At 66.8% G+C, this 10,873-nt stretch carries 8 protein-coding genes; 2 read left to right on the top strand and 6 right to left on the bottom strand.

The genetic code is table 11. From position 1 onward, the window contains the following. A partial coding sequence (locus D7X74_RS33795) for an ATP-binding protein (protein ID WP_120537125.1) occupies positions 1-2,019 on the top strand: 2,019 nt, incomplete at its 5' end. 1 nt (position 2,020) lies between these two features. Here the strand turns inward: D7X74_RS33795 and D7X74_RS33790 are convergent. After that, a complete protein-coding gene (locus D7X74_RS33790) occupies positions 2,021-2,824 on the bottom strand; it encodes a radical SAM protein (protein ID WP_233602375.1) in 804 nt (267 codons plus the stop codon). A gap of 79 nt (positions 2,825-2,903) precedes the next feature. Between D7X74_RS33790 and D7X74_RS33785 the strand changes: the two genes are divergently transcribed. Next, a complete protein-coding gene (locus tag D7X74_RS33785) occupies positions 2,904-4,754 on the top strand; it encodes a M48 family metallopeptidase (RefSeq protein WP_120537123.1) in 1,851 nt (616 codons plus the stop codon). 8 nt (positions 4,755-4,762) lie between these two features. Here the strand turns inward: D7X74_RS33785 and D7X74_RS43245 are convergent, their stop codons facing one another. The 5 genes from D7X74_RS43245 to D7X74_RS33760 form a co-directional block, all read right to left on the bottom strand. Further along, a complete protein-coding gene (locus D7X74_RS43245) occupies positions 4,763-4,912 on the bottom strand; it encodes a hypothetical protein (RefSeq protein WP_158622336.1) in 150 nt (49 codons plus the stop codon). A 126-nt stretch (positions 4,913-5,038) separates the two neighbouring features. Next, entirely contained in the window at positions 5,039-6,826 is a 1,788-nt protein-coding gene (locus tag D7X74_RS33775; protein ID WP_199741959.1) for a DEAD/DEAH box helicase, read from the bottom strand. A 9-nt stretch (positions 6,827-6,835) separates the two neighbouring features. Then, positions 6,836-9,115, bottom strand: coding sequence for a DEAD/DEAH box helicase (locus tag D7X74_RS33770; protein ID WP_120537121.1), 2,280 nt, complete (start codon positions 9,113-9,115; stop codon positions 6,836-6,838). Then, entirely contained in the window at positions 9,090-10,460 is a 1,371-nt protein-coding gene (locus tag D7X74_RS33765; protein ID WP_120537120.1) for an ATP-binding protein, read from the bottom strand. Before D7X74_RS33765 ends, D7X74_RS33770 begins: the two co-directional genes overlap by 26 nt. Beyond that, positions 10,457-10,873 (bottom strand): tellurite resistance TerB C-terminal domain-containing protein (locus D7X74_RS33760; protein WP_199741958.1); only part of this gene is annotated, 417 nt, incomplete at its 5' end. The genes D7X74_RS33765 and D7X74_RS33760, both read right to left, overlap by 4 nt.

Raw genomic sequence — 10,873 nt, 5'->3', positions numbered from 1 at the left:
GTGGTGCTGGCCTTCGTGGCCCAGGAGCTGCTGTCGACGATCACGGTGGGGATGCCCTTCCTCGCCTTCTTCGCCGCGGTGATGTTCTCCGGCTGGCGCGGAGGGTGGGGACCGGGGCTGGTGGCCACGGGGTTGTCGCTGGTCACCGTGGACTACTACTTCCTGACGCCCATCCACACCTGGAAGGTGCGGACCGGCAGCCTCATCGCGCTGGGCCTCTTCCTCGCGCTGTCCCTGTTCGTGACGCTGCTCAACGCGCGCCTGCGCCGGGCCAACATGGAGCGCGCCAGCCTGCTGGAGAGCGAGCGCGCGGCCCGCGCCGCCGCCGAGTACGAGCGCACGCGCCTGCGCGAGCTGTTCATGCACGCGCCCGCGCACCTGGTCATCTTCCGCGGGCCCGACCATGTCTTCGAGCTGTCCAACCCGCTCAACTCCGCGATGCTGGGCAACCCGGACCTGATGGGCAAGCCGGCGCGGGAGGTGGGCCCGAAGGAGGAGGCCGAGCGCATCTCCCGGCTGCTGGACCGCATCTATGCGACGGGCGAACCCTTCCAGGGCAAGGAGATGCCGCTCCACCTGAAGCAGCCGGACGGCTCCGTGCGCGAGTACTTCTTCGACATCACGTACACGCCCACGCATGACACCCAGGGGAAGGTGGACGGCATCGCCGGCTTCGGCTTCGACGTGACGGGCCACGTGCGGGCGCGGGCGCGCGCGGAGCAACTGGCGCGTGAGCTGTCGCACAACGAGGAGCACCTGCGGCTGCTCGCGGGGGCCAGCTCCTTTCTCGCCACGTCGCTGGACTACGAGGCCACGCTGCACAACGTGGTGCGCCTCGTCGTCCCCACCCTGGCGGACTGGTGCATCGTCGACATGGCGATGGAGGACGGCACCTTCATGCGGATGGAGGTGGCGCACGCGAGGACGGAGTCGCAAGCGCACGCGGAGCAGCTGCGGACGCCCGTTCCCGAGGGGCAATGCTACCCATCGATGGGCGCCGGGACCCTGCTGCTCAAGGGCCAGCCCTTCTTCGTGGAGGACGTCACCGATGTGGACCTCAAGCAGCTGACCGATGAGCCACAGCGGATGGAGCTGCTCCAGGCCATGAAGCTGCGCTCCCTGGCGATGGTGCCCCTGGTGGCCCGCGAGCGCACGCTGGGCATCATCAGCTTCGCCACCAGCCACGCGTCCGGCCGGAGCTACCTGAAGGCGGACCTGCCCATCCTCCAGGAGATGGCCAACCGCGCCGCGCTGTCCATGGAGAACGCGCGGTTGTACCGCGAGGCGCGCGAAGCCGTGCGCCTGCGCGACGAGTTCCTGTCCATCGCGAGCCACGAGTTGAAGACGCCGCTCACGCCGCTCAATCTCAAGCTCCAGTCACTGCGGCGGGAGATGGACCGCACGCCGGGCCCGGTGTCGCGCGCGATGGTGGAGAACTACCTGGAGGTGGGCTCGCGGCAGTTGAAGAAGCTGGCGGAGCTGGTGAACGACCTGCTGGACGTGTCGCGCATCGCCTCCGGTCACATGTCGCTGGAGCCCGCGCAGGTGGACCTGGCGGAGTTGGTGCGTGACGTGGTGGCCGCCTACGAGGGCCCCGCGGCGCGCACGGGCTCCCCGCTGCGGCTGGAGGGCGTGGACACCGTGACGACGGGGTGGTGGGACCGGCCGCGGCTGGAGCAGGTGGTGGTGAACCTGGTCGACAACGCCATCAAGTACGGCCAGGGGCGCCCCATCGACATCCGCGTGGAGGCGAAGGACGGGCGCGCGACGCTGACGGTGCGGGACCAGGGCATCGGCATCGCGGCGGAGTCACTGCCCCGGCTCTTCGGGCGCTTCGAGCGCGCGGTGAGCGAGCGGCACTACGGGGGCCTGGGGCTGGGGCTCTACATCACGCGCACGCTGGTGGAAGCCATGGGCGGCACGGTGCGGGTGGAGAGTCAGCTGGGGCAGGGCGCCCTCTTCACCGTGGACCTGCCGCTGCGAGCGGAGTTGCCCGGAGTGGTGCCGGCGCCGTCCTGACTCACGGCTGCGCGCGGGGGCGGGGAAGCTGCGCGTGGGGTTCCCATGGGCCGCTGGAGCCCAGGCAGTGCCGGCAGGTGGCCAGGGGCGTGTCGCGCTCCAGGTAGGTGAGGAGGCCCGAGAGCAGGTCCGGACTGTCGAGCAGGAGGCCATCCGCCTCCGCGAGCGCGGGCAGGTGCGGGTGCTGCGCGGCGAACACGGTGGCGACGTGGGGCGGGCGGGTGCAGGTGAAGAAGCGGCCCCGGTAGACGAGGTGGCAGCGGTGCTTGAGCCAGCACTTCGCGAAGACGTCCTGGACGTCGGTGTCGGAGTCGAGCGGCGCGTCCGGGGTGATGCGCTGGAAGGCGTCGATGGTCTTCACGGTGAGGTGGACCCCGTGGCGCTCGCAGCGCTCGGTGATGCGCGCGATGGAGCGCTCGGGCAGGGGCGCGGAGGTGTAGACGGACAGGGTCATCCGGTCGAGCCGCTCATAGACGGCGTCGGGGGCGCTCTGGGCGAGGAAGCCGTTGGTGGTGACGGACACCTGTTCGGAGATGCCGGAGGCGCGCACCACGTCGAGCACGGCGGGCAGGTCCGGGTGGAGGAAGGGCTCGCCGCCGGTGAGCTTGAAGACGTTGGGCTTGAGCACGCGCGCGAGCTTGCGCAGGTCCTCACCCAGTGACTCCGGAGCCACGGCCCACGCGGGCAGGTGCGGCGACAGCGGACAGCACTGCACGCAGCGCAGGTTGCAGTGCGTGGTGACGTGCGCCTCCAGGGACCAGGTGAGGACGCGGCTGTCGTGAAGCTCGTAGCGCACGGGGCGCATCCTAGCGCCCGGGCCCGGTTCGGCGCAGGGATGGCGGGTGGGGGGCCAGCCGTGCGTAGAATCGTGGGCTCCGACTCCCATGCGACCCACGAAAACCGCCCCTGGCTTCCTTCGCAGCTACGTGCTGCCCGCCCTCTGGCTCTTTGCCCTTCCGCTCTTCGGCCTGTGGTTCACCGGCCACGCCACGTCCAGTCTCGACGGGAAGGTGCTTGCGTCCATCGAGCAGCAGATTGCCCAGGACACCGGACTCGACGAGCAGGAGCGAGAGTCGACGCTTGCCTTCTTCCGCGCGAATCCGGCCTCGGAGGTCTGCCTCGGCACGGACGAGGGGCTGACGAACTTCCGGAACAACCTCCGGGAGGTGTGCTCGGACGCGCGGCAGTTCGGATGGATGCACAGCCTGGCGCTGGGCCTGCTGGTGCTGGGGCTCGCCACCACCGTGCTGGTCCTGTTGTGTGGCCTGGCCGCGTTCGTCTCGCGGCCGTTCCAGTACGTCAGCTTCGTCGTGGGCTGGAACGTGCTCCGCGTCACCGGGGCACTCCAGGCGATAGGCCAGGGCGGACTGGTCGTGTGGTTGTCCTACTGGGTGACCGCGCTCTGGTTCAATCGCTACTCCCCCAAGCTCATCGGCGTGATGGGGGTGCTGGCCGCGATGGGCATCTTCCTCGTGGTGGTCGGCATCTTCCGCCGTCCGCCCATGGACTTCGAGGTGGAGGCGGAGGTGCTCGACGAGTCGAAGGCACCGGAGCTCTGGGCGCACGTGCGCCGGCTGTGCGCGCGACTCCAGACGCCTCCGCCCGACCACATCCTCGCGGGCATCGACGCCAACTTCTTCGTCACCGAGAGCGACGTGCGCGTCGGGGACCGGACCCTCTCCGGTCGGACGCTCTATGTGAGCCTGTCCCTGCTGCGCCTGCTGGAGCAGTCCGAGGCCGACGCGGTGCTCGCGCACGAGATGGGGCACCTGCTGGGCGGGGACACGGGCCACGGCAAGCGGCTGGCGCCGATGCTCGCGCACTTCGGCCACTACCTCCAGACGCTGCATGACGGCGGGCTGACGCGGCCCATCTACCACTTCATGGTGGCCTATCGCGGGCTCTTCGAGCTGTCGCTGGGGCGCAGCCGGCGCGCGAGCGAGCTCGCCGCGGATCGCCTCGCGGCGGGCCTCACCTCGGGTCGGGACATCGCCCGCTCGCTGGTGAAGGTGGGCGCGTACGCGGGCTTTCGTGCGCGCGTGGAGGCGGAGCTCTTCTCCCGCGATGAGCAGCAGCAGTCCGTGGCCATCGCCCAGCGGGTCGCCCTCGGCTTCGCGGACTACGCGCAGTCAGAGGCCGTGCATGGCGACCTGCACGGGACCGTGACACCCCATCCGTTCGACTCCCACCCGCCGCTCTCCGCGCGGCTGGAGAACGTGAATGCGCGGCTCACGCCGTCCGACATGGCGCAGGTGTTGCTAGAGCCCGTGACGTTCTCCTGGGTGAGCACGATGCAGGAGGCGGAGGCCATCGAGGCGCGGCTGTGGGGCGCCTACGAAGCGCGCTTCTCCCAGGCGCACGACCTGGTGCTCGCGTACCGCTACGTGCCCTCCAACGAGGCGGAGCGGCAGCACGTGGAGCGGCACTTCCCGCCGCTGACCTTCGAGGGCAAGGAGGCCGGGCTGGAAGTCCGGCTGGACTTCGCGCAGGTCAGCTACACGGAGTGGGAGGAGCCCGTGCTGCTTGAACAGGTGACGCACGCGAGCAAGGAGGACCGCATGTTCAAGAAGTACCTGGACCTGCAGGTCGTGGGGGCCGGGCGGTCCAAGCAGAAGCGCTCCATCTGCTTGAGCAAGCTGAAGGACCCGGACGCGCTGCTGGGTGCCTTCGCGCACTACCTGGGGCGAAGCAGGACCATGCAGGAGCACCGCGCAAGCTCGCAGCAGGCAGCCTGAGCCCGGGCCTATCGGCGTCCGGCCTCACAGAAAGCCAGCACCTGGGCGAACGGCCACTCGGTCAGGGTGCCGAAGAGCTTGTTCCCGTTGAGCTTCGCCTTGGACAGCGCGGGGCTGCTCAGGCCGCAGAGGAAGCGCGCCGCGACAGCGGGCAGCACTGCACAAAGCGCAGGTTACGGTGCGTGGTGACGTGCATCTCCAGGGCCCAGGTGAGAACGCGGCTGTCGTGAAGCTCGTAGCGCACGGGGCCAGAGTGTAGCCCCGAATCCGGGAACGGACGGACTTCAGCTCGCGGTGAGGACGAGCTGGTCCATGGCGCGGGTCATCGCTACGTAGAGCAGGCGAGCTTCCTCCTTGGCATCGGGCCGTTCCGGCGAAGGGCGCTTGAGGCGGGGAATGGCGACGACCGGGAACTCGAGTCCCTTGCTGGAGTGGAAGGTCAGCACCTTCACGCTGGCCTCCCCCGGACTGAACGTGGATTGACCAGCCCCCTTGCCCACCCATTGAAAGGGAATGCCCATCCGGGTCAGGTGCTGGATGGCGGCCCGGCCGATGTCAGCGCTGCGATAGAGCAGGGCCATCTCGTTCCAGACCCGGCCCTCCGAATGCAACTGCTGGAAGCGTCCCGCGATGTAGCGCAGCTCCTCGTGCAGGTTGGGCAGGGAGATGATCTGGGGAGTGGGTCCGCGCCGTCCCGCCGACTGGGGCTGGACGAGCGGAACCCCATCATCATCCGCATCGCTGGGAGTCAGCACTTCCTGCGCGAAGGTCGCGGCGAACTGGAGGATGTCCGCGGTGTTGCGATAGTTCAGCCGCAGGATGGTGGTGCGCCCCTGGGCCTGGATGCCGACGCTTCGGAAGCTGAAGCGCTTGTGCGGGTAGATGGCCTGGGCATCGTCATAGAGCAGCAGGAGCGCATTGGTGGAGGGGTCCACCATCTGCGAGACGAGCTTGAACCACTCCGGCTGGAAGTCGTGCCCTTCGTCGATGAGCACCGCGCCGTACTGCGCCCGGGGAATCAGGCCGCGATCCACGGCGGCGATGACCCGTTGAACGAGTTGCTCGGCGTATTCCCCGGGCGGCAGTCCTTGCGGTGGGAGTCCGGCGTGAAAATGGCGGAGCTGGGCATGACACCAGGAGTGGAACGTCTGGATGACCACCTGCTCCGAGAGTCCGCGGGCCCGCAGCATCTGCTCCAGCCAGCCATAGAGCGGCTTGCCGAAACAGAGGACAAGCACGGGGCGGTGGAGCGTCCTGGCCAGTTGCAAGCAGCGGTAGCCCAGGATCATCGTTTTTCCGGAACCCGCGACCCCATGGATGACGCGGTGCCCTTCGCCCAGGCTGCGCGCCAGTTGCTCCTGCTGGAGGTCCATGATGCGGATGAGGTCCGGCACGGACAGCTCCATTTCCACCTGGACCGGCGCGGAACGGTCCAACGGAGCACTGCCAATGCGCAGCTCCGGGAAGATGTGCCACCGGATCCGATCCAACTGCGGCAGGGACACAGGCCGTTCCGGAACCCACGGGAACATGGCCCAGAGCCGCTGCTGGAAGGCTTCGGAGGTGACTTCCTCCGTCATCTCATCCCGGCAGATGACCCGGTGAGGGGGCAGCACCTCGCCCAGGTTCCCCTCGTCGAACTGCTTGCGGGTGATGTTCGAGAGGACAACCCCGTGACTCCAGGGCAGCACCAGCCGGCCCCGATAGGGACCGTCAGGACAGACGAGCATCGGGTCGCGCTGGAGCCGCGTCGCGATCTCCTGGGCATAGGTGCGCGACTGTTCGAAGGGGTTGCCCACCTCCTTGAGACCCGTCTCCGTCAGGAGGACGGCGCGCGTCTTGTCGATGCTTTGCAGCGTGTCGCGCTTCCAGTCCTTCACCTCAAGGACCAGGAGCCCCCGGCGAGGATGCACGACAAGGAAGTCAGGGTGGTGCCCCGTTCCGCCGATGGGCACGTCGTACCAGAGGAGGTAGTCCTCCTCGAGCTTCTCCTCCAGCCGGCGGGCGAATCGCTTCTCACCCGCCTGCATCCGGCCGAGGCACTGGCTCAGGGTTGGGATGAGTGTCGCCATGCCCCAAGCCTATCCTGGTGGAAGGGAAACAGCATTTCCGCCTCCCGTCCGGAGAAGGCGCTGCGAGGCTTTCCAGGCTCCCTGAACATCGAGGTATCGCGCCGCATAGTCACGGGCCAGCAGTGTGTCGTCGACAAAGGCATCGTGCTTCTCGATGGCCATGTTCACGACTTGGGCGGTGAGGGATTCCGCCCTCGCGGGGCCGGCGGCCACGAACGAACGCAGGGCTGTTTCGACTTCTCCCTGCGTCCCCGTCACCTGAAGCACCGGCCCCAGCACCTCCGCCGGCATGTCACGCGCCTGAAACTGGAGTTCCAAAGTATGCAGGACGGCATCTCCCACCCAAGGGAAGAGATGGACGCCTCCCCCTGCGGTGACGATGTCTCGCTCGGCCAGGCCCCATCGCTTGAAAGTGTCCCGGCCCTCTTGCAGTAGATCCTGCGCACGAGCATCCAGGTAGCGCGGAACAAGACCGGAGGAATAGAGCGTACGCATCTGCTCTCGGACCCTGTCATGGACGCCCCCGATGGACCCGGGTTCGAACTGGGGTACGCGACCACCGGGTGCGGGCTCAAGCTCCACGACTTTGTCCTCCAGATGGACAGCGAGCACCCGCCAGCGCTTCCCACCGAAAATGAGGAACATCCCCACAAAGAGCGGCTGATCAATGGGCATCGTTCCCAGCGTGCGCTCCGCGCTCACGAGCCGGAACTCCTCGGTCGACGCAAAGGCCGCGTAGAAACTGTAGTGATTGACGATTCGTTCCCCCACACGCCCCAGCAGCAAGGTCCCGTCAGTGGATTGAACCAGGAGTTCTCCTTGCCCCAGCCCTCTCAGGAATCGAACAAAATCCTCGGGTGACACCCGGGAGAAAGGCCCCTGCGGGCACAGCGCCGAATAGACCTCGGAAGCCTTGACGCCCCCGTACTGGGCGATGAGGGACAACACCTGTTGGACCAGCGTGGAGAAATGGAAGGCCGTCGCGGACGGCGGCTCGCACCAACCGACGAGCAACAACTCCAACATCGCCACCGACTGCAGCAGGCGCACCCGAAGCTGATCAGGAAGCGGGCTGATGTCCGTCAACTCCGCTTCCTGGTGATAGACACGAAGTGTCGCCGGTCCACCTTTTCGGCCACTGCGGCCCAACCGTTGGCGAAGGCTCGCCACCGAAGGCGCGACGCCGACCTGGGCGACGCTTTGTACCGAACCCACGTCGATCCCCATTTCCAGCGTCGTGGTGCACACGAGGCTGACCGGACGCTGCCGAGCCTTAAGGGCTGCCTCGGCCTCCTCTCGAAGCTCCTTGGAGAGGTTTCCATGATGGGGAAAGAACTCGTTGGGCAACTGCTCCTGCTCGCACAACTGGCGCAACAGGTCCGCATAGAGTTCGACATTCTTTCGACTGTTGGCGAAGACCAGGTTGTGCGTGCCTCGGAGCGTCTGGAAAAGGTGCGCCCCGATGGCATGGACATCCGCGGTTTGTTCATCTTCAGCCAGCGCGGAGTCCACGGAACTGGCAGCACCGACAAGACGCTGGGCATCTGGCTCCTGCGTCCGGTACCCCCGCAGTTGCAGTCGAAGCTCGCCTCCGCCAGAGGGCGATGTGAGGAGGAGCACCTCGCCTCCCGCGCCGGGACGAAGAAAGTCCGCCGCCATGGACATGTCCCCCAGCGTGGCACTGAGCCCTACGCGGGGCACCTTCCGGCGAAGGAGCAATTCCAAGCGATGCAGAAGCGACTGGAGCTGACACCCCCGCTCCGTCCCGATGAAGGCGTGGAGTTCGTCGACGACAACGTGCTCCAGCGCCGACAGAAGTCCCTTCAAGGCGGGCCCCTGCCGGATGAAGAGCGCTTCCAACGACTCAGGGGTAATGAGGAGGATGCCGCTGGGGAATTTGAGCAGCCGGGTTTTGTGCCCTTGAGACACGTCGCCATGCCACCGGTGCACGGGGATGCCCAAACCTTCGCAAAGCCCTTCCAAGCGTTCGAACTGGTCGTTGATGAGCGCCTTGAGCGGCCCTATGTAGATGGCCCGCACACTCCCACCGGCTCCTTCCGCGAGCCGGCTGCAGATCGGCAGGAAGGCCGCCTCGGTCTTCCCGCTCGCCGTTGATGCCGAGAGGATGACGTCGCGCGTTCCACCCTGAATGGGCGAAATGGCGGTCTCCTGGATATCGCGCAGCTCCTTCCAGCCCTGGGCCCAGACCCATCGCTGCACCCTGGGGTGCAGCAAGGCGAAGGAGGACGAGGCGGCGCCCCCGTCAGAGCTTGAAGGAGGCGAGCTCATCGTCCCCGGCTTCCGCCTGAGCGCTGGAGGACTTGACCTTGGAAACGGGCTGAGTCTCCGGGTCGGACTCCGTCAACGGAGCGAGGTCTGGATTTGTCTCCACAGCGAGAGAAATCCCCCCCAACAACTCCTTCCAGTCAGCGGTGGGATTCTGTTCGAGCACGGCCAGGAGGTTGATGAAGGCCGTCACCGTGCTGCGAGGCGTACGAAAGTACGCCTCACCAATCCGCTCCGAACAATGGCTCATGAAGCCCTGGAGTCCGGCATCCGGAATGAGTCCCGCGCTGGCATCCCCCGCCGAATAGACGTGCCGCAGCTTGGTGAGCAACACGTACAGGTCCTCCGGCGTGAGGTTCGCCAATCGGAGCACGGGGGACGTGTAGTCGACGAGTCCTCCTACCGCGAAGGCGTTCTGCGCCAGCCGCGACTGCAGGGCCTCATAGCTGTAGAGCCCCTTGCGCGTATCCATGAGGAATTCAGGCGTGCCTCCCAGGAGGAAACCCAGTCCCTCGGCACTTCCCTGCAAGCAATCGTTGAGGATGCGGAGGATCTGCTCGTAGTTGGAGGTTCGGGCCTTGGTGTTGGCCATCTTGTAGAGGTTGACGAGTTCGTCCAGACACACGAGCAGCCCGTCGTAGCCCGCGAGGCGGACGAAGCGCGCCAGCAACTTCAACTGGTCGTAGACGTCCGCGTCATCAATGATGGAGCGAACTCCCAGCGCCCGCTTCGCATCGGTGCGCGTGGAGAACTCTCCCCGAAGCCACCGAACAGCGTCGGCCTTCAGGGTTTCATTGCCACTGTCGTGGCCACGCCAGTACGCCGCGATGACTTCAGCGAAGTCGTAACCACCCACCAACTCCGACAAGGCCGCGAGCTTCTCGCGAATGACAGCCTCGGGCTGGGCGCCACGGGTGCGCGCCTCGGTGAGGGCGCTGGAGACGAAGCGCTCGACGACGCTGGGAAGTGCGCCTCCTTCGGGTTTGGCACGGGTGGCCAGGTTGCGCATGAGTTCGGCGTACAGGTTGCGCGCCTTGCCATCCGTTGCGTGGATCCGCCGATCCGGATTGAGGTCCGCGTGCACGGTGACCAAGCGCTTCTCCAGCGCGATGGAGCGGATGAGGTTCAGGAAGAAGGTCTTCCCCGAACCATACTCCCCGATAACAAAGCGGATGGCGCTGCCGCCTTCCGCGATGCGCCCCACGTCACGGACCAGGGCCTTCACCTCCTCGACACGTCCGACCTGGATGTGCTGCTGGCCCACCCTGGGAACGACGCCTGCTCGCAACGACTGGACGATGGCGTCCCGGTCCTTCGGCCTGATGCGTCCCTGCGTCACGTCCGTCATGCCACCATCTCCTGTGCTGCCTTGTCGTTAAGTTGAAGAGTCTCATCTCCTTCGAGGACGGGCTCACCGCATACCTCGAAGGCCGCGTCGTTGATGACGTCCAGCGCGCCATCCGTCAGCAGCCCCAGTCCGCTTGCGAGTTGCTCCACCTCGGAGCGAAGCCACTCGGCCCTGGTCACCAATGCCCGGAGCATCGCGGAGTGAGCCGAATCCAATCCCGCGATCTGGCCTGCCCCCTCCACAAGGGGCGCTGGAGTCGGAGAAGCCGGTTCCTCTTCCGCGAAGATACTGCCCAGGAGGCTGGAAACCGCCGCAGTCTCGGTCAGCTTCGCCTGCACGCTCCGCATATCGAGGACAACACCGCCCTTCTTCTTCGCATCCGCCGCCTCTTTCAAGGGCTGGGGTTGGGCGGG

Source organism: Corallococcus sp. CA047B, assembly GCF_003612065.1.
GTDB classification, from domain to species: domain Bacteria; phylum Myxococcota; class Myxococcia; order Myxococcales; family Myxococcaceae; genus Corallococcus; species Corallococcus praedator.
This window is presented reverse-complemented; position numbering and strand designations above follow the sequence as displayed.